Below are 25122 nucleotides of genomic sequence, written 5' to 3'. Positions count from 1 at the left end.
TCAGACAAAGACGTGTTGGGTCAGACCGCCACGGGCGCGGAGATATGCGGCAACGGGTCATAGTCCCGCAATTGAAAATCGTCGAAGGTGAAGGAGAACAAATCGTCCACGTCCGGGTTCAGCACCATGATCGGCAGGGCGCGCGGCTCCCGCGACATCTGCTGGTCGGCCTGCTCCAGATGGTTCGAATAGAGATGGGCGTCGCCCAGCGTATGGATGAACTCGCCCGGCTGCAGGCCGGTTACCTGCGCCACCATCATGGTCAGCAAGGCGTAAGAGGCGATGTTGAACGGCACGCCCAGGAAAATATCCGCGCTGCGCTGATAGAGCTGGCAGGAAAGCCGGCCGTCGGCGACATAGAATTGGAACAGGCAGTGGCAGGGTGGCAGGGCCATGGCATCCACATCGGCCGGGTTCCAGGCCGTCACGATCAACCGGCGCGAATTCGGGTTCTTCTTGATCTGCTCGACCAGGTTGGAAATCTGGTCGATCGTGCCCCCGTCCTTCGCCGGCCAGGACCGCCATTGATGGCCATAGACCGGCCCCAGATCGCCGTTCTCGTCGGCCCAGTCGTCCCAAATCGAAACGCCGTTTTCCTTCAAGTACTTGATATTCGTGTCGCCCTGCAGGAACCACAAAAGTTCGTGGATGATCGACCGCAGGTGCAGCTTCTTGGTCGTCAGCATCGGGAAACCGTCGGCCAGATCGAACCGCATCTGATGCCCGAACACACTGACGGTTCCGGTTCCGGTCCGGTCGCCCTTTTGCGCGCCGGTTTCGCGCACCCGGCGCAGAAGATCTAGATATTGCCGCACTTATGCGCCCGCCTGAGGTTGCTGAAATCCGATGTTTGAGAAGGCCAATAAGCGCTACCGAAAACGACGGCGCAACCCGGCCCGGATACCAAATCGGAAATTATACGATTCGACGGAACCGCACCTCAGCCCAAGCACGGTATTCGACTGCTGCGCGTCACTGTCGGACAGGAAAAACAGTATCAGAAGCGATATCTGGAGCGACAGCCCTCAGCATTTGTTCTTTTTATGTTCTTTTTGCTTGATCGCTGTCGCTTAAATCGGTTTCCTGGAAATCACTTCAGAAAGACACTCTGGTTGGGGCATTGCGCCATGGGAGATAGGGGCATGACCATAGCAGAACCTTGGAAGCCCCATTTGGTGGTTACCGCTGGTGAGCCTGCCGGCGCGTTCTTTGCTGAAATCGGGCAGGCCGTCATTCACGGCGACATGAAGGATGTCTGGTGTTGCCCGGTTTCCATTCCGTCCCTTCTCAAAGGCGAAAAGAAAATTGCAGGTGTGGATCGCGAATAGGCCCTGGAGCTATCGGTCGACTTCGTGAAGTCGATCTACGGGCATCATGGAGCAAACATGGATACCGTTGAGGTCCGGATTGTCGATCACGATGAAAGCGACTCATAAAAATGAGCCGGGACGTTGCGCCGAAAAAGCCGTGGCTCGGTAAATCCCTTTATCGCGGTGCGGTCGACCGCCACATGCAAGTCACGAAAACCACATCCCAATAGGCAACGCATGACCCTAGTCTTTGAAATGCGCACGCAATATGTCATAAAACTGTTCGCAAGTGGCGAGGAAGGTGTCCCTCTGGGATTGCGGAAACCGGTCATCAAAGACGCGGGGGTCCCGGCAGGTTGAAATGCAGTGCTCTAATTGTCGCCGATCGCCGCGCGCCAAACCGCCACCGTTTTTCTTCGCCTCGCAATAGGCTGCCTTTCCCTCCCGCGCCGCCGCGCGTTGGGCAAAACTCATTGTATCTTCCGGCTTTGGCGGCGTGCCCGGCGCCGGCTGTGCGGCCCGGCAGCTTTCCACCAGTGCGCTATCCCCAGGCCTCTTCGACGCCTTGCGACAAGCGTTCATGCAAGCGCCCCGGTTCTCGCCGCCGCACTGCATTATAAGTTGCTGGACCTCATTCCGAACGGCTCGCTCATCCGCCTCTGCCTTTAGTTTGGCCTCGCCGCGGGTTTTCGCCGGTCCGTAGGAAGCCCGGCAATCCGCAATGGCCGCCGGGTCGCCCGCAACCTTATCGGAGAACGACCGATAGGCGGTATTGCACACATTCATGCAGTCGATTTCGGCCCAGTTGGCGCAGGCCGCCGTGTTCCGCGCCATTTCGTTGACAACACTGTTGTCGGACTGCGCTTTGGCGCCCGTCACCGAAGCAAGAACGGCCAAAGCGACAAAAGCCGCAGACATCAATCTGGTCATGGAAGCATTCTCCGAAACATACCGAGGCGACATACTAAAACACCGCAAGATTGCGTGGATTCAGATGATCGATACAACCTGGGGCATAAGAAAAAAACTGTTCCCCCGCCGTCACCTTCATCACCGACATTCACGCCCGATTTCCGGACTTGTCCGGCTTGAATTATTTCCGCGGCGTGACGCGGTAAGCGCAGCGCCTCGCGCCGGCCAGCAGATGATCGGCGCGCTCAACCGCCACATGTGGGCCGAGGACAGCGCGGAAAACGGTTAGTTCCCCGTCGCACAGCCGGGAACAAGCCTGCGCCGCGACGCAAATCGGGCAGTGGTTTTCGACCAGCAGGAAAGCGCCGTCCTCCGTCTCCTCGACCGAGGCCATATAGCCTTCCGCGTCCCGTATGCCGGCGAGTACTTTCAGTTTCCCCTTCACGCTGTCTTCACGGTCGACAAGGTCCGCATAGGAACGGATTTGCTGCGACGTGCGTTCGGCGATCAGTTTCTGCAGGCCTTCCTCGCCAAAGGTCGCGCGCATCGCGCCCAGCAACCCGGCGGTCAATTCCGCATGGGCGTCGGGGAAAAACCGGTCCGCGGACTCGGTCAGGGCCCAGATCTTCGCCGGCCGCCCCACCGGGCGCGGGCTTTCCGTGTACCGGACGAAACCTTCCTCCTGCAGCGCATAAAGATGCTGGCGCACGGCCATTGTCGAGATGCCTTGCTTGGCCGAAAGGTCCGCCGCCTCGCTCGGCCCGTCCAGTTTCAGCATGTCCAGGATCGCCTGCCTGGTAGCCGGTTTTGCCGGTTGTTTCGCCATAGCCTGCCTTGCTGTCTTTGCCATCCTCAACCGTTCCCTCAACCGTTCCCTCAGCCGTCTTCCGCCGTGCGCGCCACCGCGTCCTCACCGATGGGGCCCGCTATGCGCAAGGCGGCAACCGCACCGAGGATCACGACCGGCAGAAAAGCCGCGAACAACCAAAACCCGACGGCTTCCAATTCAGCGCGGGTCGCGGTTTCCGAGAAACCCAAACCGTTTGCGATAAATCCCACTGTCGACGCGCCCAGCGCATAGCCGATCATCTGCGTCGTCGGAATGGCAGACGAGGCCCGCGCCCGGTCGTCTCCCTCCGCCCCGGCGACGATCCGTTGGGTGACATAACCGAAACACATGCCGAAGGCCCCGCCGACGCAGACGAGGAAGGGTGTCAGTGCCCAAACCGGACCTTGCGGCATGACGACCGCCAATCCCACGACGCCGAGGACCATAAGGGCCGCCGCAAGGCGGATCAGTCTGGGATGCCAGATCGCCGAAGCACCCGAAAACGTCATTGCCGCAACCGTCCAGCCGACGGATTCTACGGCGACCAGAACCCCGCCGGTGATCGGCCGCGCCCCGTGTAGAAGCTGGGTCAACAAGGGGCCGTAAATCATGAAAGTGACCGTGCCCAGGAAGCACAAACCGATCATCGAAAGCCCCCAGAAGGTAGCACTGCGAGGATCATAGGCGGACCTTGGGTAAAGGCGGCTGCCCCCGGCCTGAGCGTCGCGCCGGAAGAATGCCGCCAACAGGCCCAGCCCAATGACGGTCAAGGCGCCCGACTGCCAGGTGAATCCAATCACCCCGGCTGACGCGATCGCCATGATCGCGGCGGAAAGCAGAACAAGCCGAACCTTTGGAAATCCCTCGCCATGGGAGGCCATGGCCTCGGCCTTGCCCTTCAGCATCCAACCGACGGCCAGGGTATAGACCAGGGCTTGGGCGGCATAGGCCCAGAAACCGGCGCGCCAAAGACCGAATTCGGCAAAGCCGCCGCCCACCGCCGGGCCGCAAAAAGCGGACGCGCCCCAGATCGCCGAGACGAGCGCGATGAGCCGGGGCATGATTTTGGCCGGAAACAACTCGACGATCGCGACATGGGTCAGCGCGACGAGGGCCCCGCCTCCGGCCCCCTTGATCAGGCGGCCCGCCAGCAACACCGTCATGTCCGGCGCCAGCGCGCAAATCGCGCAGCCGATACCGAAGGCGCCGGCGGAGAACATCATCGCGCTGCGCAAGCCGTAACGGACGGCGATCAGGCCGGCGGCCGCCCCCGCAACAATCGAACCGACCTGATAGAGGACGGAGGCCCAACTGAGAAATTCCAGACCGCCGATATCCAGCACCGCGGCGGGAACGAGTGTCGAGATCAAACTGGCGTTCGAGGCGTGCAGCCAGACGCCGAAACCGAGCACGATGAAGCGCTGCAACACACCGGCATGCCACAGGTCGGTCCAGTTGGACTCGCCCGTCAATTGTGCCGTCGCGCTGTCGGTCACCGTTGTTCACTCACCAGCATGTTATCCTCGCATCGGGTTTTCGCCGACATTTCTATAGACATTCTTTTAGAAAGGCCATATCAATTTTCGAAAGAAAACCCTTTAGAAAGGAAACGCCATGTCTTCCGCCCGCCCCGCCCCTGACCAAGCCGCAAATCCAACGGACGAATCCAGGCGCAATTGGGTCCGCGTTACTGATCTGGATTCGCTGATTGCGAAAGGCCGGAAAGTCGTGAAGGCGAACGGCAAGCAGATCGCTCTGTTCCATGTGGCGGATCGCGGCACCGAGGATGGCGCCATACAAGCATGCAACAATCGATGTCCCCATGAAGGATATCCACTGATCGAAGGCGCGTTGAGCGGCGGTGCTGACGGTGCGGCCTGCAAACTGACCTGCAATTGGCATAACTGGAAATTCGATCTGGACAGCGGCGAGACGGAAATCGGCGGCGACAAGCTGCGGCGTTATCCGGTCCGGGTCGAGGACGGCGCTGTGCTGGTGGATATCACCGATCCCGCGCCGGAAGAACTGATCAAGACCGCGCTGGACAATATCGCGGATGCGATGCCGCGCCACGAATACGATCGCATCGCCCGGGAAGTCGCGCGCCTGAAAAAGGCCGGCGGCAACCCTGAACAGGGCATACTGAAAGCGGCGCAACACAGTTTCGACCGGTTCGAATTCGGCTATACCCACGCCTTCGCGGCCGCCGCCGATTGGCTGCGCACCGGGGACGAACTGGCCGTGAACGAGGCCGAACGCTTGGCGAGCGTCGTGGAAGTCATCGGCCATATGTCCTGGGATACGATGCGCGAACGCCGATATCCCTTCACATCGGAAAGCCGCCCCTATGACGAAGACGGCTTCGTTCAAGCCATCGAGGATGAGGACGAGGACACGGCGATCGCCTATATCAACGGCGCCTTGGCGGAAAATCTCGGCATGCCGGCTTTGCGCAGGGGGCTGCTGCGGGCCGCGCTCGCCCACTATCAGATGTTCGGCCACGCGCCGATCTATGTCTACAAAACCGAACAACTCGCCGACCGGCTGGGACCGGACGCGCTGGAACCGCTATTGCTGTGTCTGGTCCGTGGACTGATCTATGCCAGCCGCGAGGATCTGATCCCCGAATTCAAGGCCTATCGTCCCGCCATTCAGTCATGGTCGGACGGGGGCAACGCCCCGCCGCGTCCCGCGACGGACTATACCAGACTTTCCGTTTCCAAGACCCTAGACCTGATACGGGAAAGCGCGCAGCGCGGCCCGGAACTGTATCACGTTCTGCTGGAAGCGGCGGCGCTGCAATTGCTGGCCTTCCGGGTCGACATGGATGCCCGGACCGACAATTCGGTGTCGGAAAACGTCAATTGGCTCGATTTCACCCATGCCATCACCTTTGCCAATGCGGGGCGCTGGGCGGCGGAACACTATCCGGAACTTTGGCCGGCGGTTCTGCTGCAAATCGGGTGTTTCCTGGGTCGCAATGCCGGTTTCCTGGACGACGGCGTATGCCTTGAGGAATGGCGGGTTTCCGACACCCCCGACATCTATCTGAACACCATATTGCACGGCATGCTGGATCATGATTTCCCGGAATACATCGTCGCCTGCCATTACGTGAAACTGGCGACCGCGATGCGGGACGAAATTGATAACGCGCCGGATGCCGGATTCGTGCCCGTCCTGACGGCCGGACTGAACCGGCTGATCGCCCATCCGATCAAGCGCAAACACGTGCTGCGCACGGCGAACCAATCCCTCGACTTCGTTGGTCGAGAAGGCTGAAACTTTAAGGAATAACAAGACCATGCGCTCGCGTATCACGGAACTGCTCGACATTGATTACCCCATCATCCAAGCGCCGATGGCGGGCGTATCGACACCGGAACTGGCCGTCGCCGTCGCCAATGCGGGCGGCCTCGGCTCGCTCGCGATTGGCACGATGACGGCGGACCAGGCCGACGCCGCGCTCACCAAGCTGAAAACCATGACCAACCGGCCGATCAACGTGAACCTGTTCACCCATGAAACGCCGAAACGCGACGCGGCACGGGAAGCCGCCTGGATCGAGGCCCTGCGCCCCTATTTCGAGGAATTCGGCGCGGAACCGCCGACGGAATTGGCGGAGATCTACACCTCGTTCAACGACGATCCGGACATGCTGGATATGCTGGTGCGTCAGCGCCCCGCGGCGGTCAGCTTCCATTTCGGCCTGCCGACGCCACAGGCGATGGACGCGCTAAAAGCCGCAGGAATCCTGACACTTTGCTCCGCCACCACGGTCGAGGAAGCGCGACAGGTGGAAAAGGCCGGAATCGATATCGTCGTCGCCCAGGGCTATGAAGCGGGCGGCCATCGCGGCACCTTCTCAGCCGATCATGACGCCGCCATCGGCACCTTCGCCCTTCTTCCGCAAGTCTGCGCCGCCGTCCGCATACCGGTGGTCGCCGCCGGCGGAATCGGGACCGGCGCCGGGATCGCGGCGGCTTTCGCCCTCGGCGCGGACGGGGTGCAGATCGGCACCGCCTTCATCAGCAGCCCTGAATCCGCCGCAGGGCAAGCCCATCACGACCTGCTTGTCGGCGCCCCCGGCGAGGCAACGGAAATCACCGGCATCCTGTCCGGTCGTCCGGCACGCGGCATCGTCAACCGATTGATGGCCGACATGCGCGGGCGCGAAGCGGAAGTGCCCGCCTATCCGGTCGCCTACGATGTGGGAAAGGCACTTGCCGGCGCCGCGAAAGCCAAGGGCGATGGCAATTTTGCGGCCCTCTGGGGCGGCCAGGCCGCGCCGCTCAACCGGCAAATCCCTGCGGCGGAACTGATTGCAAAACTGGTAGCTGAAGCGGGCGAAGCTTTGAGCGTCGCGGAAGAAAGGCTACGCCCCTAGCGGCAGCGCGATCTACATCGGTGGGACGCATTTCCCGGTCACCGGCGAGATCTGGGGCAGGTCGTAAGCGGTAAACAGCCGTCCGTTTTTCATACGGAACCGAAGTCCGAACAGTAATGCCGATACCGTCGCCCAACAGCCGAGCCCGATAGGCGCAAGGGTGAAAAGGGCGAATGCCCATGAACTGTTGCGCATACTGTCGTCCACAGCGCCGGCGATCGCGAACACGATGAAACACAGCCCCATCAACAGAAACCCAACAGCCTTCAAGCCAAGAGCCCAAAGCGCGTCCTGCGTGACTAACCTCAAGATAAAATAGCGCCATGGGCGGCCATGGCGGCAACGAATGGCGTCGGGTACGACGTCAAGAAAACGCTTATTCTTGCGATGGTTCGACAGCCAAACCACTCCGGCAAAGACACCCAAAATCGCTATAAATGACGGGCTCTTCGTCCCCATGTAGAACTCGACAACCCTGGGAAGAATAATCATGAGCAGAATAAACACCGCTCCCAGAAGCAGGTTCGACAGAATTCGGCCGGACTTCCCTTCCTTTGCCAGGAAAATACTCACCAGGGCATTGCATTGACTTTCCGTCAGAGCAAATCCCCGAGTCCCGACATAGTTTGGCAGATAACAGTACCCTCCACCCATGTAGGGTACGATGGCATAGTGGGCCAAGAATTCCGCATTATGGGTCTGGCCGGACCAGTGCGTTTGGTTCTGCGGTGGCATGGATACCGGTCCGACTCCCTCGTCTCTATCTTTTAAGCAGCCGACAGTAACCGCAAAACCTCTTCTACGATATAATCGGCACGCATCTGCAATTCTACGAAGCCCTTTCTTCTTCCCCCTTTCAGAACCGCTTTCCAATCCCTATATTACGCGTGCCGGCTTCGGCCGGTTATGACGCTAAAGGGTGGCATGGAATAAGCGCAGCGGACCCGGGGGCGGTACCCGGCGCCTCCACCATGAGAACCGATTTATCCTGATAACTCAGTGTTTTAGGGTCGGTTCTGATGATGGGGGCGAAATAGGATCGACGCGTGTAGTAAAGATGCTTTCTGCGTTCGGTATGGTATCCGCCGTTATCGGGCCACGGCTATAAATGCCAATGATAACGAAGAGATGGTTGCCGTCGCCGCGTAACGCGGTCAAAGCGACACTTCGGAATTCCTAGGCGGTTCATCGCCGTCTAGGTGGGGTATGGGGGACCTAGCAACAGAACCCCCCACTTTATCCACACAAAACGCAGTTCAAACGCGCATTTCGCATACCGCGGATGCGGTAAAATTGTGGTGCATCGCCGTTAATCGAAAAATGCCGTCATTTGGGTCTTTTCACCCGGCACTGAGACTGCAATTCTATAGCAACAACGTGATGTGCGACCACAGGCGCAACGCTTTCGCACATCGCGCCTTTATGATTCTGGTGCATCATTTTCGTTTAGGTGGGGAGCCGAATGTCCGAAGACCGGATTGGGTATAATGCGATGGTTGAGGAAGCGATGCGTAGCGTCGTCCGCAAAGCCGTCGAGTTGGCCGCATCCGAAGGCCTGCCGGCCGAACATCATTTTTACATCACCTTCCGCACCGACCACCCGGATACGAACCTGCCGGACCACCTGCATAAACGCTATCCGCGTGAAATGACGATCGTGCTGCAGCATCAGTTCTGGAATCTGTCGATCGACGACGAAGCGCTGGAAGTCGACCTTAGCTTCAACCAGAAGCTTGAACGGTTGCGTGTTCCGCTCGACGCCCTGATCACCTTCGCGGATCCGTCGGTCAATTTCGGCCTGCAATTCCACCCCTCCACCCCGGAGGACGAGGAAGACGACATTCTTGAGATCAGTGACGATGAAACCGTCGACACTTCAGGCGATCTGGCCGAGGCCGCGGATGACGCATCCGATCCCGACGGCAAAGGCCCCGACGGGGATAATGTCGTCACCTTGGACGCTTTCCGAAAGAAATAGCCGGCATTCCGTAAGACCATCGCGCCCTCCCTGGAACCGGCGCGGACCATAGTCATGCGGACCTTTCGCTTGGGCTGCCGACATATACGATGGTAAGACAATTGAGGACGGGTCCGTGTTGCTTTCGCCAACGCGGATTTCCACGAGAATCCGGATAACCAGCCGCGACAGGCGAAAGGGGATGAACGATGGCAGAGCCGAATTTCCATGAGATGTTTCCGCTGGGCGAGGACAAGACGCCGTACCGCAAATTGAGCGGGGATTTTGTCAGCACCGCGGAATTCGAAGGTCAGGAAATCTTGAAAGTGGACACGGAAGCGCTGCGCCTGCTTTCCGAAGAAGCCTTCCATGACATCAATCATCTGCTCCGCCCCGGCCACCTGCAGCAATTGCGCAATATTCTGGAAGACCCGGAAGCGTCGTCGAACGACCGTTTCGTGGCCTATGACCTGCTGAAAAACGCAAATATCGCGGCCGGCGGCGTTCTTCCCATGTGCCAGGACACGGGTACGGCCATCATCATGGGCAAGAAAGGCCGGCGGATCTGGACCGATGGGTCGGACGCCAATGCGCTGGGCAAGGGCGTGATGGACGCCTATGACCACAATAACCTGCGTTACAGTCAGGTTTCCCCGGTTTCCATGTTCGAAGAGGTCAATACCAAGACCAACCTGCCGGCCCAGGTCGACATCTATTCGGAAGGGGAAGACGCCTATAAATTCCTCTTCGTCGCCAAAGGCGGCGGGTCCGCCAACAAGACCTTCCTATTCCAGGCGACCCCGAGCTTGCTGGAACGCGAACGGATGATCGAATTCCTGAAGGAAAAGATCATCACCCTGGGAACAGCCGCCTGCCCGCCCTATCACCTGGCCGTGGTGATCGGCGGCACAAGCGCCGAGTTGAATTTGAAAACGGTCAAGCTCGCCTCCTGCCGGTATCTGGACGGCTTGCCGACCGAAGGCGGCGATGCGGGGCATGCGTTCCGCGACCTGGAAATGGAAAAGACCGTCCACGAATTGACCCGTCATATGGGCATCGGCGCCCAGTTCGGGGGCAAGTATTTCTGCCACGACGTCCGTGTCATCCGCCTGCCGCGCCACGGCGCGTCACTACCGATCGGGATCGGGGTTTCCTGCTCCGCCGACCGTCAGGCAATGGGCAAGATCACCAAGGACGGCGTTTTCCTGGAACAGCTTGAAACCGACCCGGCCACCTACCTGCCGGAGGTAAAGGACGGTGAATTTTCCGGTGACGTGGTCGATATCGACCTGACCAAGCCGATGTCGGAAATTCTAGGCACCCTGACCAAATATTCGGTCAAAACGCGCCTGTCCCTGACCGGGCCGATCATCGTCGCGCGCGACTCCGCGCACCGGAAATTGCGGGAACGCCTGGATGCGGGCGAAGATCTGCCGCAATATTTCAAGGATCACCCAATCTACTACGCCGGGCCCGCGAAGACCCCGGAAGGCTATGCGTCGGGCTCGTTCGGCCCGACCACGGCCGGACGGATGGATGGCTTCGTGGACGAATTCCAGGCCAAGGGCGGTTCCATGGTGATGCTGGCCAAGGGCAACCGGTCGCCCGTCGTGCGCAAAGCCTGCCAAGCCCATGGCGGGTTCTATCTGGGCAGCATCGGCGGCCCCGCCGCCCGCCTCGCCCAGGATTGCATCAAAAAAGTCGAATGCATCGAATACCCGGAGCTCGGCATGGAAGCGATCTGGCGCATCGAAGTCGAGAACTTCCCCGCCTTCATCGTCGTCGACGACAAGGGCAACGACTTCTTCAAAGACGTGATGGGGTGATCCCAACGCGGGTTTAAAAGCCTGCAGGACGTTTTTCTGAGGACGGCGGCGGCCATTGGTCGCCGCCGTTTCTTTTTGACGCCACCTTTTTAACTACCGAGACCTATGCCACCCACCATCAAGACCGGCGGGCCCATCCGGCGGCCCTTTCGATTTTTATTGCACCGCAACAAACCCAGTGCTTTATTCGTCTTATCAGATAGTTATCTTTTTTGCGGCACGGTATTATAAGCCGAATGAGGTAGGATTATGCCTAGAGACAACATTGCACAGGATTTGACGAATTTCTCGGTAACGGACGAAAAGGAAGCAAACGTTTTGGATAAGGAAATTGCTTTTCGCACGTCGCTCGCCGCCATCCGGTCCGCGGCGGAATTGTTGCGCGACTTCCCCACGATCAGCGAAGAAGATCGCGAGCGCTTCGTGAACATCGTTCTTACCGAAGAACAGCGCCTGGAAAAAATGATCCCCGCGCTTTCCGCGTAAGCCCAACGGCGAGGTTTTCCTGAAAGAAGAAGCCCCCAAGCCACAGGCTCGGGGGCTCTTTTGCATATCCGACATTTGGCGCGGGCTTTCGTTACACGCGTTCAGGCACCAGGGTCGTCGACCACAGTTCCGCATCGGCACGGTCCATCAGGCGGACCGTCATGGCTTCCGATTGGCTGTCGATATCGACAAGACCGAAGAACTGCAGCCCGTCGGACGGCGGCAGGTTCGCCCCTTGCTCCTTGGTCGGCGCTTTCACGTATTTCACTTCCGGCCCAAAGGTCATGTCCAGGTCGTTCGGCCCAAAGGTCCCCGCATGCAGCGGGCCGCTGACGAATTCCCAGAACGGATCGAAGTCCTGCTCCTGCGCCTTGTTCGGGTTGTAGTAATGGGCGGCGGTGTAATGCACGTCAGCCGTCAGCCAGACGGTATTCTTGATGCCAGCCGCCTTGATGAAGCGCAGCAGGTTCGCGATTTCCAACTCGCGGCCCTTGGCCGGGCCGTGGTCCCCGTTGGCAACGGCTTCCACGCGCTTTTCGTCGCCGGCCCTGTCCCAGACCATCAGGCCGATCGGCATATCCGATGCGATCACTTTCCAGGTTGCCTTGGAATTGGCCAGTTCGCGCTTCAGCCAGGCAAGTTGGGCCGCGCCCAGGATACGGCTTTCCTCGGTCATTTCTGTCTGCATCGACGCACCGTTCGGCCCGCGATAAGACCGTAGATCGATGAAGAAGACATCCAGCATCGGCCCATAGGAGATTTTGCGATAGACCCGCCCCGGTTCCGCGGGTGTGTAGCGGATCGGCGTCATCTCATGGAAGGCACGGCCGGCGCGCGCTGAAAGCAGCTGGATGTCCTTGACCGTATAACGGTCATCGGCCGACAGGTCCTTGGACGCCGACCAGTTGTTGACGACCTCATGATCGTCCCATTGGAAGAAGGTCGGAACCTGGGCGTTGAAGGCCCGGACATGGTCGTCGAGCATATTGTACTTCCAGCGGCCTCGGAATTCGTCGAGCGTCTCAGCCACCTTGTGCACGCCTTCGGCGACCACGCTTTTCCAGATCTCGCCGTTCGGCATTTCCTTGGTTTCGGCAATCGGGCCATCGGCATAGATGGTGTCCCCGCTGTGAAGGAAGAAATCCGGATTGTGTTTTGCCATCACCCCATAGGTCGCCATGCCTCCGCGGTCGCGGTCGATTCCCCAGCCTTGCCCGCCGGTATCCCCGGACCAGACGAAACGAACATCACGGCGCGACGACGGCGCAGTCCGGAAATGCCCGACGACCGGTTCGGATTTCGCATGTCCGCCGGTCAAATCGCTGAAGGAAACCCGGTAGAAGATTTCCTGGTCTGACGGCAGGTCCGTCAGCAGCCGCTTCATCGCGAAATCGCTTTCGGGCAAGACGTTCAGGGGCGCCAGGTGGGTGCTGTTCTTGAAGCTGTCGGTCGTGGCCACTTCCAGGAAAGCCTTTGCGGGGCGATCGGTGCGAGCCCAAACGACACCCGAAGAGGCATCGACATCGCCCGTTTGAATGCCGTGTGTGATGATAGGGCGGCTGGATGCGTAGCTGATCGCAGGGGCGGCCAGCACGATACCCGCGGCAGCGGTCCCTCGGAGGATTTGACGACGGTTAATGGTCATGGATTGAACTCCCGGTTCGTAAAGAGGACCGCACCCTATGAGCGCGTCCGTGACGGCCGGATGTAGGCCCCGTTACAACCCCGAGTCCGAACCGGGAAGAATCCATGACAGCCCGATGAAGCGCAAAAAACTGTGACAAGAACCAGGGGACGCAAAGAGATGGCAAAAGAAAAGGGCGGGGAAAACCCCGCCCAGAAATCTCACCGGCAACCGGCCGACCCGTGATTTACGGAATCAGTCGTCCCGGCGGGTCCGCTCCGCTCTTTCGTGACGCTCTTGCGCTTCCAACGACAACGTTGCGATCGGCCGCGCTTCCAGTCGACGCAGAGAGATCGGATCGCCGGTTTCTTCGCAGTATCCGTAGATACCGTCCACGATGCGCTGAAGCGCTTCATCGATTTTGGCGATCAGCTTGCGCTCACGATCCCGTGTCCGCAATTCGATGCTTCGGTCGGTTTCCATACTCGCCCGGTCGGTTAAATCCGGTTGGGCGAGATTTTCTTCCTGCATGCTTTCCAAGGTGTCCGAGGATTCACGCAACAGCTCAACCCGCCAGCGCAGCAACTTCTGACGGAAGTATTCCTGCTGAAGAGGGTTCATGAACTCTTCTTCATCGGACGGCTGGTAATCAGGGGGAAGCAATGTAGCGGAAAGATGGGAACTCTTGCTTTGTGCGGAACCTGTAGACTGGCCAGACGACATAACCTACTCCTAACCCACGCTACGGAAAGTGATCTTAATTCCCTCGCGCGGCGGGTATAGGGCGTCGGTCCCTCAAACACAATGAAAAATTTTCACGGTAAACAAAGTTTTTCCTCATGGAGAATTCCCCAATACGGAACGTATTACCGCTGTAATTTGGCCAGTTCGACCAGGGCTCGCACCTCGATTTCCTCAAGGACCGCCGCCAATCGCGGATCGTTCGACTGTGTCTTCCCGCGGGACGCAGCATTGGCGATTTCGTTCAAGCGTTGGACCGGAATCCGTCCCAACAGCAGGCCGACCCGAATTTCATCCAACCCGTCGAGCATTTCCTGGCCCCATTTCCGGGCCCGCTGCTCCCGGTCGCCGTCATAACCCGCCTCACCTTCGGTGCCATCGGGTGCGTCGACTTCTTGAAGCGCGATCAAGGCGTCGACGGCGCCAACAAGGCCACCGGCAGCCGGCGCCGTCTTCTCTATCCCGTCAGAGCCGCCGGACGGATCGAGCGAAGACGCGAAGGATGCACCGCCGGCGCGCTTTGCCGCCCCGGCCTTCTTAGCGCCTGTCGTGGCGTTACTCTTTCTTGGTCCTTCGACCTTCATATCCCGTAATTCCTGAATAAACTGCCGTACCGTCCTGAAACCTAACCGGATTCCCGCTATCGGGAAAGGACCGCCATCAATATCCGGCGCCAAGGCGGAAGAATTTGCCCGCATCCCCACCGATAACGCCCCCTATCGGAGAACGGCAATTCGACCCCCGCAGCGCCGGGCAAATTATCTATAAATATCAAAACCCTAAGATTCGACAGACGATGGCACGCTATTCGCATTGAAAGGCGTGAGAGAGATTATTTTGAGAGATGCGAGGCAGGAATGTTCACCTACCCTCACCACCGCAGCCATTCCGGACGCGCCTTTTTCGGGGCGTCCGTCCGCCGGAGCGCCATGGTATTAGCTGTCTTTGCCATCGCCCTGCTATGGGCCAGCCCCGGCTTCAGCCAATCGCGCATCAAGGACATCGTCGATTTCGAAGGCGTCCGGGACAACATGCTCGTCGGTTATGGCTTGGTCGTCGGCCTGAACGGGACCGGCGACGGACTGAATTCCGCGATCTTCACGCGGGAAAGCCTGATCGGAATGCTTCAACGCCTGGGCGTTAACGCCGATGACGATGCGCTGGATACAAATAACGTCGCGGCCGTCATGGTCACGGCCACCCTGCCGCCGTTTTCGCGGCAAGGGGCGCGGATCGACGTGAATGCATCCGCCTTGGGTGATGCAAGCAGTTTGCTGGGCGGCACCTTGCTGGTGACGCCACTTGTCGGCGCAGATGGCGAAATTTATGCCGTTGCGCAGGGAACACTCGCCGTCGGCGGCTTTTCCGCCCAAGGGGCGGCGGAAACGGTTATCAAAGGGGTGCCGACAAGCGCCCGCATTGCAAACGGGGCCATCGTCGAGCGTGAAATCAATTTCAGGCTGGAAGACCTGCAGCGGGTAAAAATGACCCTCCGCAACCCGGACTTCACCACCGCGCGGCGGGTCAGTCGGGCCATAAACGCCTTTGTCGGCTTGGAAACGACGCGTGTCCTGGACCCGGGAACAATCGAAATGGACATCCCGGATGCCTATAATGGCCGGGTCGTCGAGATGATTACCGATATCGAACAATTGCGTGTCGAACCCGACCAGATTGCCCGGGTCGTTATCGACGAGCAATCAGGCGTGATCGTGATGGGCGAAAATGTGCGCATCAACCAAGTCGCCATTGCCCAGGGCAGTCTGACGATCCGCATCACCGAGACACCGCAGGTGTCACAGCCCCTGCCCTTCTCCAACACCGGTACGACCGAAACCGTAGACCGCACCAACATCGAAATCGACGAAGGCGGGGATCAACGGCTGACTGTCTTAAGTACGGGCGTCAGCCTGCAAGAGGTCGTCAACGGGTTGAACGCGCTCGGCATCGGCCCACGCGACATGATCACCATCCTGCAGGCGATAAAATTCGCCGGCGCCCTGCAAGCCGATATCGAGGTGATGTGATGAGCGACATCCTGCCAAACCAAGCCTTCGAAATGGCGACCAGCGGTATTTACCGCCCGGCAAGCGCCACACTCGACTCCGCCAAATCGCGGAAAGACCCGGAAGGTGCCGCCAAGGAATTCGAATCCTTCTTCATCGCCAATATGCTGGACCAGATGTATGCGGGCATAGAGGTGGACGGCATGTTCGGCGGCGGCGAAGCGGAAAAAACATATCGTGGCCTGCTGCACCAGGAATACGGCAAATCAATCGCCGAACAAGGCGGTATCGGTGTCGCAAAAATGGTGAGTACGGAAATCATCCGCATGCAGGAGCTGGCAAACCAATGACCGACATGTCGAAAGAAACGTCCAACCCGTATCTCGCCAATCAAGCGACGCAGGATGCGACGACGGGAGCAGGCACCTCAGCTGGCGGAGACGCCACGGACGCCCAGGCCGCGGCCAATGTTCGCGCGATCGCGATGATCAATCTTGTGGACAAGCTAATCAGCGTCTTGGACCGTGAAAACGCCTTGCTCGACAAACCGCGCTCACGGGACCTGGGGCCGGTCGTTGCCGAGAAGCAGGGCCTTTTTGCCGAGTACGAAGCGATGTTGCGGCAGACCGGCAATTTAAGCGCCTTGATGGCGGAAATATCGCCGGACCGGAAAGCTGAAATTCTGGACCGGGCGAAGGTTTTCGACGCCGCGCTGAGGGAGAACGAAATAAAACTCGACGCCATGGTGCGCTCAAGCGAGCAAGTCATGCGCGTTATGTCCGATGTCGCCCGCAAAATGGCGCAGCCGGTCCAGGGTTACGGCAACAAAGGCGCGGTTTCCTATACATCCAAGGCCAGTGCTCCGGTCGCCGTGAACGAAACACTCTAGTTTCATAGCGACGGATCCCAAACTGGTCCGGCCTTTGCAATGGAGAGTCCGACCGTAGTTTCGGACAACCATTACCGGGCTCTGCACCATGACACTTACAGCCGCGCTGCAATCCGCCATATCGAGCCTCAACTCGATCAACACGGCGGTTAACGTCACTTCGCAGAACGTCGCCAACGCGACCAACAAGGACTACAACACCCAGGAAGCGATCTTCTCAGACGTCACCAATGGCGGCGTTCGTATTGCCGAGATCATTCGGCGGGTGAATGTCGGTCTGCGGAACGAATTGCTGGGCGAAATTAACACCGCCGCGGCCAGTTCGGCCCGCAACGAAGCCTACGAGCTTATCGAACAGCTGACCGGAACTCTGACCGGACAGACGCCCCTTACGGATGCTATCGAGGAATTCCGAAGCGCTTGGAAAGCCTTTGAAGCAGCCCCGGAAAACGACGCGGCACGTACCGATGTGGTTTTGCTCGGCCAATCCGTCGCCATCGAAATTCAACGGCTTTCCGACGGCCTGGACGTTATTGAACGTCAAATCCGCACCAACCTGCGGGACACGATCGGCGACGTGAATGACGCCTTGGCCGAAATCGAACGGTTGAACGATTCCATCATCAACGAGAAAGCCTCGTTCCGTCCGACCGCCGAACTGGAAAACCTGCGCGACGCGGAAATCCTGAAGGTTGCGGAGGTCTTCGATATCCAGGTGCTGAATAAGTCGGACGGGTCGGTTGCCGTCTACACGACAACGGGCCTAGACCTTGTCGACTCGACGGCATCGGAGTTCACCTTCAACGAAGCGGACTTCACCCTGACCAAGACGGGATCAGGATCGAACGATCTGTCCAGCCAATTGACCGACGGCCGCCTCGCCGCGGAAATCAATCTTTTGCGCACCGACGGGACATCGCTTCAGAGCACTCAGAACGGTGTCGCGCCGATCCAGAAATTGCGCGACCAGCTCGACGAGCTCACCTTTTCCTTCGTCGATGTTTCCGTCGCCCAGGCGCGCGGTACGCAATTCGTGGAAAGCGACACGGACATCACCACGTTCACCGGCGTGGATGCCGGTGACGTCATTACGATCAATGTCGGCGGCAGCAACCAGACAGTGACCGTCGGCGCCAACCAGACCGCGGCCTCCCTGGTCGCCGCACTGGATGCCCTGACCAACGTGGATGCCCGTATCGATTCCCATGGCCAGGTCGTGATCATGTCGAATGCGGGCGCCCTTACCATCACCGACCCGGACGGCGCCGCCGCGGGGTTGGGTATCGTCAGCAGCAGCCCGCAGACCTTTGCGCAGAATGTCGCCGTCAGTTTCGCCCGCGCGTATCAGAACGAAATCGGGGTCGGCTCGACGGCACTGACGACGACGACGGACTTGATCGCCACGACAGGCTTGACTGATCCGTCGACCTTCACAGTCACCGCCGCCGGCGCCGGCGCGACGACGATCACGATCGGAACAGGCGCCGGTGAGGCGCAGACCGCGGGCGATCTGATCGCCGCCTTGAACGATGTCGAAGGCGTCCGCGCGGAATTGAATGCCAACGGCTTTCTGGAAATTTCCAGCGCCGAAGGGTCGCTGGTCATCACCGATGGTGCGAATACGCCACTCGCGTCCCTGGGCTTCATCACGTCAGGCGGCGTTGCCGTTCTGGAAGGCAGCCCGAATACGGGCGAAGCCGCACGGTTCTTCGAGGCGGAAACCGGGTCAACACCAGGCAATGTTTCCCGCGTCAATTTCCGGGTGAATGACACGCTGACATCGAATGCGGAAGAAGTGAAACTGCTGGTCGGCAGCCGTGTTCTGACCGCTTTGAACAGCGAGGCCCGCGCCGTGGTTGGTTCCGGGATCAACATCCAGAACGAGGATTATACCGGCCTTGCTTCCGGCATCCTTGTTGAAGTGACGCGCCAGGGTGAAATCTCAACCCGCCAATCGCTCCGTTCGGAAACGCTGCGCGACAATCTGTCCCAAGCGTTGCGCGACGAGGTCGGTGTGAATGTGGATGAAGAACTTGCACGGCTGACCGTGCTGCAGAACTCCTTCGCCGCCACCGCGCGGGTGTTGAGCGTCGTCGACGAGTTGTTCGGCACCCTTGAGACGATCGTTCAGTAGCGCCTTTGGCGACCGGTAAGGATTAGGGTATTCTGCCGGCGCGCGTTAGCCGGTGCGGCCACCAGAAGGAACCTTCCCGTTGTTCCCCATCAAACCCATCAAGGTTGGTATTATCGGCCTTGGCGTCGGTGAGCGCCACGTCGTCGGCTATCGGCAGATCGACGGTGTCGAGGTCACGGCCGTTTGCGATACCGATCCCGCCAAGTTGAAAGATGTCGCAGACCGTCAGAACGTCGCCGATCGCTATACAGACTACCGCGCCATGCTCGAGGGTGCGGAGCTGGATGCGCTCTCGATCTGTTCCTACGACGATGCCCATGCGGATCAGGCCGTCGCCGCCTTCGACGCCGGGCTGCATGTGATGTGCGAAAAGCCGATTGTCCTCAACCGCACGGACCTGGACCGCGTGATGCGCGCGCAGGCGGATGCGGGCACCCGCCTCGCCTCAAACCTGATCCTTCGGCAGAGCCCCCGCTTCCAGCGCGTCCGGGACATGGTTCGGGCCGGAGACTTCGGCGACCTTCACTACATGGAAGGCGATTACATCCATCAGATCCTGTGGAAGATCACCGAAGGCTGGCGCGGCAAGATGGACTTCTATTGCGTCACCTATGGCGGCGGCATCCATCTGATCGACCTGATGCGTTGGATCGCGGGCGAGGAAGTCACCGAGGTCACCGCCATGGCGGCGAAGAAAGTCACCCGAGACAGCGCCTTCAAATACCCCGACACGATGGTCAGCCTGCTGCGCTTTGACAGCGACCTGCTTGCCAAGTCGACGACGACCTTCGCCCCGCAACGGCGGCAGATCCATACCTTGAATGTCTATGGCACGAAGTTGAGTTTCGAAAACGCCAACGGCCCCGCCCGCCTTTACAGCGGCGACCAGCCGGAAGACGAGACAGCGTTCGACGTGCCCTATCCGGGAATAGAGAAAGGCGATCTGCTGCCAGACTTCATCGCCGCCATCCGTGAACACCGGGAACCGGCGGTCAGCGCACAGGACGTCTTCCAGGTCATGAACATCTGCCTCACCGCCTGGGAAAGCGCAGAGTCCGGCCGGTCGATCACGGTTCCTAATTTATTCTGATCCCGGCCGCGCTACTTCTTCGAAAAACTCATCTTCTGATTCCGCAAATCCTCCGGATTGCCGGTCCATGCATAGACCAGCAGGCAGGGCTCGCGATCGGCGGTCGTGATGCGGTGCATTTGTCCCGGCGGGTTGAAAATAAGCGAACCGGGGGCATAAACGCCGGCATCGTTTTCCGAGGTATTCCCGGCGATGCAGACATAGCTTTCCGTGATCCCCTTATGGCTATGGGCGGGGTAGGTCGTCTTCGGGGCGAACAGAACGCATCCGACGATGATCCTGTCGCTGACCACGGGGCCGTTCGGCCCCAGGATTTCGGTGTATCCGTATTTTCGGGTCAGCCCGCGCGGCACCTTTTCATACCCGTATTTCCAGTTCAGCAGGCCGCGAACGGACTCCAGGGACCGCGCCACCTTGGCGGTGCGCAGCCCGGTCGAACTGCTGATCGCCCGGTCCAAATGTTCGCAGACCGGCAACATCTTCGCCGGACCATAGTCGATTTCTGGATCGTCCTCGAAAACCTTGCCCAAGGCGCGGCGCACTTCCGCCATATGGGTGCGGATCTTCGCGCTGCCGCCGGCGGATCCCATGTAATAAAGCTCCAAGACATCGCGGAGCAGGTATTGCCAACTCGGTACGTTTGAAAGTCGCATGACGGTCGGTCTCCACCGGTTTGAACCTGCCTGCTGTCTTGAGCGTCCCGCCCCCGCCCCGGATTTGCCGGACTTGCCTGAAACAAGCGAATCCGCGCCTTGTCCGTTATGCTTTCATTAACTGTAACTGCGCCTTAATGCATGGCGCAATATTTGCTAAGCATTTGGTAAGCTGAAAAAAACTGTGTGTAGAGGCCGAAAAATATGACGGCTGCGAACATCCCCTTCGGCAAGCCCATCTTGGCCGAAGACGCTTTCTCGGCGGTCCGAAGCGTTCTTGAAAGCGGCATACTGGTGCACGGCAAGGTCACCGAAGCATTTGAAGACGCTTTCGCGGCACGGATCGGCGTTGAACACGCTGTTGCCGTATCAAGCTGCACTGCCGGATTGCATCTGGTTCATTTCGCCCGCGGCATAGGCCCCGGCGACACGGTTGCCGTCCCGGCGATGACCCATGTTGCCACCGCGCATGCGGTCGAGTTGGCGGGCGCCCGCCCGCTGTTCATCGATGTAGAGGCAGGCACCGGCAACATGGATGCGTCCTTGTTGGCAAAGGCGGTCGAGGACGGCGCGAAACCCGCCGCGATCATGCCCGTTCATTATCTAGGTCTTCCTTGCGACATGGATGCCGTCAACGTCGTCGCCAGCGATGTCGGGGCCTATGTTTTGGAAGACTGCGCCCTTGCCGTCGACGCGACCTATAACGGGCGCAAGGCAGGCGGCTTGGGATTGGCCGGCGCTTTTTCCTTTTACCCTGTAAAACATATGACCGCCATCGAGGGTGGCATGGTGACGACCGATGACGGCGACCTCGCCGCCGCGATCCGCAAGCGCCGCGCCTTCAGCTATAACCGCGCTTTGGGCGAACGCACGCGCCCCGGCATCTATGATGTCGACGCGCTGGGCTATAATTACCGGATGAGCGAGGTTGAAGCGGCCGTCGGCTTGAGCCAGCTTTCCCATCTTGATGATTTTCAGGAAGCACGCGCCCGGAACGACGCAATCCTGCGGGAAGGACTAAGCGACATTCCCGAATTGACGATCTTTCCGGATAGCAACGCTCAGGCCCGCTCCAGCCATTATTGTTTCAACATCGTCCTGCCGCGGGACGGGTCCATTCCACGGGATGCGGTCGTCGACTTTCTGAAAGCCAGGGGCGTCGGCACATCGGTTCACTATCCCTCCGCGGTGCCGATGTTCGAATATTACCGGTCGAAATACGGATACACACCGGGCCAATTCCCGGTCGCCGAATGGCTGGGGGAACAAACCATCTCCCTGCCCGTCGCGCCGCATGTAAGCGAAAGTGACGCCCGCTACATCGCGGATTGCGTGGACGATGCTATAAAAACCGTGAAACGGGGATAATAGGAAACGATTCCATGAGCCACATCCCGTATGACTCACTAGGGCCGAAGCTGGCCGACCAACGGATCATGCTGATCGGCGGCGCCGGATTCATCGGCCACAACCTGGCCCTTGAACTGGCCCGGATGGGCGCGACGGTGATGATCGTCGACAATTTGATGGTCAATAGCCTGATCGAGAATTCCTTCGTTGAGGAACAGGATCCCGTCCAACGGACGGCCTATCGAAACTTCCTGAACGAACGTTTCTCGTTGCTTCGGTCCGGCCATGTCCAGCTGCGCAATGCGGATGCGCGGCTGCTCGCCGATCTGGGCCGCTGTTTTGAGGAATTCGATCCGACCAAGGTCGTCCATATGGCCGCGATTGCCAGCGCCGTCGATGCGAAGAAGGAACCAGGCCTAGCCTTTGATCTTCAGTTGATCACCTTGCGCAACACGCTTGAACTGGTCCGACCGAAAACCGACCGGATCAACCAGGTCATGTTCATGTCCTCAAGCACCGTTTACGGCGATTTCGAGGGCGATAGCGTCGACGAACGCGCATTCCCCCGCCCGGAAGGTATCTATGCCAATGCCAAGTTCATGGGTGAACGGTTGATCAGAACCTACCGCACCCAATACGGCCTGGGTACCACGGTGATCCGCCCCTCCGCCCTGTATGGGGAGCGTTGTATTTCCCGCCGGGTCAGTCAGATGTTCATCGAAAACGCCCTGACCGGCAAACCGTTGCTGCTGGAAGGCGGCGGCGACGGACGCCTCGACTTTACCTATATCCGCGACTTGGTGCAGGGACAGGTTCGCGCGCTTGCCCTGCATGATGGCCCCGACGCGTCGAACACTTTCAACCTGACCTTCGGAAACGCGCGGACGATCGCCGACCTGGCCGCGGTCGTGAAGTCGATCGTGCCGGAAGCCATATTGGAAGAACGTCCGCGCGCCGTGGACAAACCCGTTCGCGGCACGCTGTCGATCGAACGCGCCCAATCGGTTCTTGGCTTCGAACCCGAATACGGGTTGGAAGACGGATATCGCCAATACTGCGAATGGTATGTCGATGCTTGGCGTCGAGCCCAACGGGAAGCAAACCTGGCGTGACGGATGTTTCTACGACGTGAAGTGAACTAAGGAATTCGAATGTCAAAAGATGCGGCGCATATCGTCCTGGCGCGAATGGGCTCAACACGGTTGCCCGGAAAAGCGCTGCTGCCGCTGGGCAACACCGTCCTGCTCGGCCTGACCATTGCCCGACTTCGGCAGACCAAGCATGTCGACCGCATCATACTGGCGACCACCGATTCCGACCGTGACGATCCCCTGGCCGATTTTGCCGAACAGCAAGGCATTGAGTGTTTCCGGGGCAATTGGCGGGACGTCGCCGGGCGCTGCCTGGCCTGTGCAACGCAGTTCAGATTGAACTGGTTCGTGCGGATCTGTGGCGACAGCCCCTTCATTGACCCGGCCGTGGTCGACTTGGTTTGCGAGAAATATCTGGATGACCGGCCCGATGTTGCAACAAACGTACATCCACGAACCTACCCCATCGGTTGCAGCGCAGAGGTGGTTGAAACCGCGGCCCTGCGCCGGCTTTGCGCAACCACGAAAGACATCCGCTATCGCGAACATGTAACGGCCTTCTTCTACGAGAACGAAGAAATATTCAGTATCGAGAATGTTGCCGTCCCCGATAACCGGTATGAAGGGGTTTCGATTGCGGTCGACACGCCAGCCGACTACGAACGCGCACGATGGGTTTACAACCATCTGAGCGATCCGCTGACCGCGCCGGTCGAAGAAATTGTCGAAACGTCGGAGCGCTGGGGCGGCAAGGACGACAAGAAACTCGTCTAGACGCAACCCGGTGCGGGCGGATAGCCCTTTGGAGCGCTTATGAAGATCGACCGCCTGGATCCCCCCCGCCAGTTCAGTGTAAAAGGCGTCGCCATAAACCATGTCGCCGATATGCACCTGGACAAGGGCGAGATGGTCACATTCAAGACGCCCAGCGAGGCGGAATACGACGTAACCGCAAAGGACTGGGGCTTTTACGCCACACCGTCCACCAATGGCCGTTTGAAGAACCATGGTTTCCGAACGGCCCTGGCGCGCAGCGAACAAACCGGCATGCGATATGTGCTGTTGGTCGAAGCCTCAAAAATGGAGGCGTTCGAAGCTTATTGCCGCGAGCAGGACATGGTGGTCGATCTTTGGCTCGACGAAGACGTCTAATCCGCGATCAAGGCGTCCAATGCCAAGTATCGGCGCGCTTCACCTCTTGAAACCCCATTGATTTGTAAAATGAAACAGACGCCGGGTTGCCGGCCTGGGTACCCACCAGCATCGCCGTCATTTGTTCACGGTAGTGGTCGACCGCGGCCGCAACGAGGGCACGGCCAATACCCTTTCCCTGCTTGTCCGGGGCCACCGCGATAAGATCGATCACGGCAAGATCGGCACGCAGCAGCATGGCGCAGAACCCTGCAACAGCGCCGTCCACTTCTGCCACGAAAACCCGGTCGGCACGGCCCCTAAGGTCGTTCTCGATCCATTCGGCCTTCAACGCATCGGCCGCTTGGTCGTCGATCCGGGGATCCGCATGAAATCGATCCCACCGCAAGGCCTCTACGGCAACGCGTCGGCAGGCCGGGACATCCGCCACGCCGCCGGCGCGAACCAACCCCCGACCTAGTCGACCGTCAAGGGGCTTTAAGGATCTGCGTTCCAGCGTCACAAGCGTTTCAACTTTGCGGAAGCCGGCGGCCGCAAGAGCATCCCCCTCGCCTTCCGTACGGCAGCTGATCAAGACGGCGCCGGCTTCTCGTCCCTGTGAAACGGCCTGCACGGCATTGCCGGTATCAGCGCAGTCGAAGACCGGCCCGCCGAGATGCGCGGCCTCGAAAGCTCTTTCGGTCAA

At 59.4% G+C, this 25122-nt stretch carries 25 protein-coding genes and 1 other RNA gene; 16 read left to right on the top strand and 10 right to left on the bottom strand.

Annotated elements, in window-relative coordinates; all coding sequences use genetic code 11:
* Positions 1-20: 20 nt before the first annotated feature.
* Complete coding sequence (locus tag EOI86_RS04630) at positions 21-815, bottom strand: thymidylate synthase (protein ID WP_127763943.1); 795 nt, start codon at positions 813-815, stop codon at positions 21-23.
* Positions 816-1142: 327 nt separating this feature from the next.
* Here EOI86_RS04630 and EOI86_RS04625 point away from each other — a divergent pair, with 327 nt between their 5' ends.
* On the top strand, positions 1143-1328 hold the full coding sequence (locus EOI86_RS04625; RefSeq protein ID WP_127763942.1) for a hypothetical protein: 186 nt from the start codon (positions 1143-1145) through the stop codon (positions 1326-1328).
* 225 nt (positions 1329-1553) lie between these two features.
* Here the strand turns inward: EOI86_RS04625 and EOI86_RS04620 are convergent, their stop codons facing one another.
* From EOI86_RS04620 to EOI86_RS04610, 3 genes are all read right to left on the bottom strand, one after another.
* Positions 1554-2240, bottom strand: a complete 687-nt coding sequence (locus EOI86_RS04620; protein WP_127763941.1) for a hypothetical protein — start codon at positions 2238-2240, stop codon at positions 1554-1556.
* A gap of 163 nt (positions 2241-2403) precedes the next feature.
* Positions 2404-3072: a helix-turn-helix transcriptional regulator gene (locus EOI86_RS04615; protein WP_205032057.1), complete on the bottom strand. Its 669-nt coding sequence runs from the start codon at positions 3070-3072 to the stop codon at positions 2404-2406.
* A 26-nt stretch (positions 3073-3098) separates the two neighbouring features.
* Positions 3099-4547 carry an MFS transporter gene (locus EOI86_RS04610; RefSeq protein ID WP_127763940.1) on the bottom strand — a complete coding sequence of 483 codons (1449 nt, stop codon included), beginning with the start codon at positions 4545-4547 and terminating at the stop codon, positions 3099-3101.
* A gap of 118 nt (positions 4548-4665) precedes the next feature.
* Between EOI86_RS04610 and EOI86_RS04605 the strand changes: the two genes are divergently transcribed.
* Together EOI86_RS04605 and EOI86_RS04600 are read left to right on the top strand one after the other, a co-directional pair.
* Positions 4666-6333 carry a Rieske (2Fe-2S) protein gene (locus EOI86_RS04605; protein ID WP_127763939.1) on the top strand — a complete coding sequence of 556 codons (1668 nt, stop codon included), beginning with the start codon at positions 4666-4668 and terminating at the stop codon, positions 6331-6333.
* A gap of 22 nt (positions 6334-6355) precedes the next feature.
* Positions 6356-7438: an NAD(P)H-dependent flavin oxidoreductase gene (locus EOI86_RS04600; RefSeq protein WP_127763938.1), complete on the top strand. Its 1083-nt coding sequence runs from the start codon at positions 6356-6358 to the stop codon at positions 7436-7438.
* 12 nt (positions 7439-7450) lie between these two features.
* On the opposite strand, the gene EOI86_RS04595 is transcribed toward EOI86_RS04600, so the two are convergent.
* Complete coding sequence (locus tag EOI86_RS04595; RefSeq protein ID WP_127763937.1) at positions 7451-8173, bottom strand: hypothetical protein; 723 nt, start codon at positions 8171-8173, stop codon at positions 7451-7453.
* Between the two features lie 115 nt (positions 8174-8288).
* On the opposite strand from EOI86_RS04595, the gene ssrA reads away from it, so the two are divergent.
* From ssrA to EOI86_RS04575, 4 genes are all read left to right on the top strand, one after another.
* Positions 8289-8674, top strand: a transfer-messenger RNA (tmRNA) gene (gene ssrA / locus EOI86_RS04590).
* A 226-nt stretch (positions 8675-8900) separates the two neighbouring features.
* Complete coding sequence (locus EOI86_RS04585) at positions 8901-9416, top strand: SspB family protein (RefSeq protein ID WP_127763936.1); 516 nt, start codon at positions 8901-8903, stop codon at positions 9414-9416.
* 188 nt (positions 9417-9604) lie between these two features.
* Positions 9605-11221 (top strand): fumarate hydratase, encoded by a 1617-nt coding sequence (locus EOI86_RS04580; RefSeq protein ID WP_127763935.1) that lies wholly within the window; start codon positions 9605-9607, stop codon positions 11219-11221.
* 249 nt (positions 11222-11470) lie between these two features.
* Positions 11471-11707, top strand: coding sequence for a histidine kinase dimerization/phospho-acceptor domain-containing protein (locus EOI86_RS04575; protein ID WP_127763934.1), 237 nt, complete (start codon positions 11471-11473; stop codon positions 11705-11707).
* Between the two features lie 91 nt (positions 11708-11798).
* Here the strand turns inward: EOI86_RS04575 and EOI86_RS04570 are convergent, their stop codons facing one another.
* The 3 genes from EOI86_RS04570 to EOI86_RS04560 form a co-directional block, all read right to left on the bottom strand.
* Entirely contained in the window at positions 11799-13352 is a 1554-nt protein-coding gene (locus EOI86_RS04570; RefSeq protein ID WP_127763933.1) for an alkaline phosphatase D family protein, read from the bottom strand.
* A gap of 234 nt (positions 13353-13586) precedes the next feature.
* Positions 13587-13952 (bottom strand): RNA polymerase-binding protein DksA, encoded by a 366-nt coding sequence (dksA, locus tag EOI86_RS04565; RefSeq protein ID WP_240035569.1) that lies wholly within the window; start codon positions 13950-13952, stop codon positions 13587-13589.
* 245 nt (positions 13953-14197) lie between these two features.
* Entirely contained in the window at positions 14198-14656 is a 459-nt protein-coding gene (locus tag EOI86_RS04560) for a flagellar assembly protein FliX (protein ID WP_161973699.1), read from the bottom strand.
* A 273-nt stretch (positions 14657-14929) separates the two neighbouring features.
* Between EOI86_RS04560 and EOI86_RS04555 the strand changes: the two genes are divergently transcribed.
* From EOI86_RS04555 to EOI86_RS04535, 5 genes are all read left to right on the top strand, one after another.
* Positions 14930-16099, top strand: a complete 1170-nt coding sequence (locus EOI86_RS04555) for a flagellar basal body P-ring protein FlgI (protein WP_420810081.1) — start codon at positions 14930-14932, stop codon at positions 16097-16099.
* A complete protein-coding gene (locus EOI86_RS04550; RefSeq protein WP_127763930.1) occupies positions 16099-16428 on the top strand; it encodes a rod-binding protein in 330 nt (109 codons plus the stop codon). The genes EOI86_RS04555 and EOI86_RS04550 overlap by 1 nt, the downstream gene beginning before the upstream one ends.
* Positions 16425-16967, top strand: coding sequence for a hypothetical protein (locus EOI86_RS04545; protein WP_127763929.1), 543 nt, complete (start codon positions 16425-16427; stop codon positions 16965-16967). The genes EOI86_RS04550 and EOI86_RS04545 overlap by 4 nt, the downstream gene beginning before the upstream one ends.
* 88 nt (positions 16968-17055) lie before the next feature.
* Entirely contained in the window at positions 17056-19101 is a 2046-nt protein-coding gene (locus EOI86_RS04540; RefSeq protein ID WP_127763928.1) for a FlgK family flagellar hook-associated protein, read from the top strand.
* Positions 19102-19180: 79 nt separating this feature from the next.
* Entirely contained in the window at positions 19181-20191 is a 1011-nt protein-coding gene (locus EOI86_RS04535; RefSeq protein WP_161973698.1) for a Gfo/Idh/MocA family protein, read from the top strand.
* 11 nt (positions 20192-20202) lie between these two features.
* Here the strand turns inward: EOI86_RS04535 and EOI86_RS04530 are convergent, their stop codons facing one another.
* The gene (locus EOI86_RS04530; RefSeq protein ID WP_127763926.1) at positions 20203-20844 is read right to left on the bottom strand and encodes a dimethylsulfonioproprionate lyase family protein; all 642 of its coding nucleotides are present in this window, start codon (positions 20842-20844) and stop codon (positions 20203-20205) included.
* A 204-nt stretch (positions 20845-21048) separates the two neighbouring features.
* On the opposite strand from EOI86_RS04530, the gene EOI86_RS04525 reads away from it, so the two are divergent.
* Genes EOI86_RS04525 through EOI86_RS04510 form a run of 4 tightly spaced genes read left to right on the top strand, consistent with a single transcriptional unit; the run spans position 21049 to position 24437 of the window.
* The gene (locus EOI86_RS04525; protein WP_127763925.1) at positions 21049-22212 is read left to right on the top strand and encodes a DegT/DnrJ/EryC1/StrS family aminotransferase; all 1164 of its coding nucleotides are present in this window, start codon (positions 21049-21051) and stop codon (positions 22210-22212) included.
* 14 nt (positions 22213-22226) lie between these two features.
* Entirely contained in the window at positions 22227-23306 is a 1080-nt protein-coding gene (locus EOI86_RS04520; RefSeq protein WP_127763924.1) for an NAD-dependent epimerase/dehydratase family protein, read from the top strand.
* 39 nt (positions 23307-23345) lie between these two features.
* Complete coding sequence (locus EOI86_RS04515; protein ID WP_127763923.1) at positions 23346-24059, top strand: cytidylyltransferase domain-containing protein; 714 nt, start codon at positions 23346-23348, stop codon at positions 24057-24059.
* 39 nt (positions 24060-24098) lie between these two features.
* On the top strand, positions 24099-24437 hold the full coding sequence (locus EOI86_RS04510) for a hypothetical protein (protein ID WP_127763922.1): 339 nt from the start codon (positions 24099-24101) through the stop codon (positions 24435-24437).
* A 7-nt stretch (positions 24438-24444) separates the two neighbouring features.
* Here the strand turns inward: EOI86_RS04510 and EOI86_RS04505 are convergent, their stop codons facing one another.
* Positions 24445-25122: a GNAT family N-acetyltransferase gene (locus EOI86_RS04505; protein ID WP_161973697.1), complete on the bottom strand. Its 678-nt coding sequence runs from the start codon at positions 25120-25122 to the stop codon at positions 24445-24447.

Origin of the sequence: Hwanghaeella grinnelliae, from assembly GCF_004005845.1 — a bacterium.
Lineage (GTDB): Bacteria > Pseudomonadota > Alphaproteobacteria > UBA8366 > Aestuariispiraceae > Hwanghaeella > Hwanghaeella grinnelliae.
Note: the sequence above shows the minus strand (reverse complement) of the source record. Positions and strands in the feature narration are given on the sequence as shown.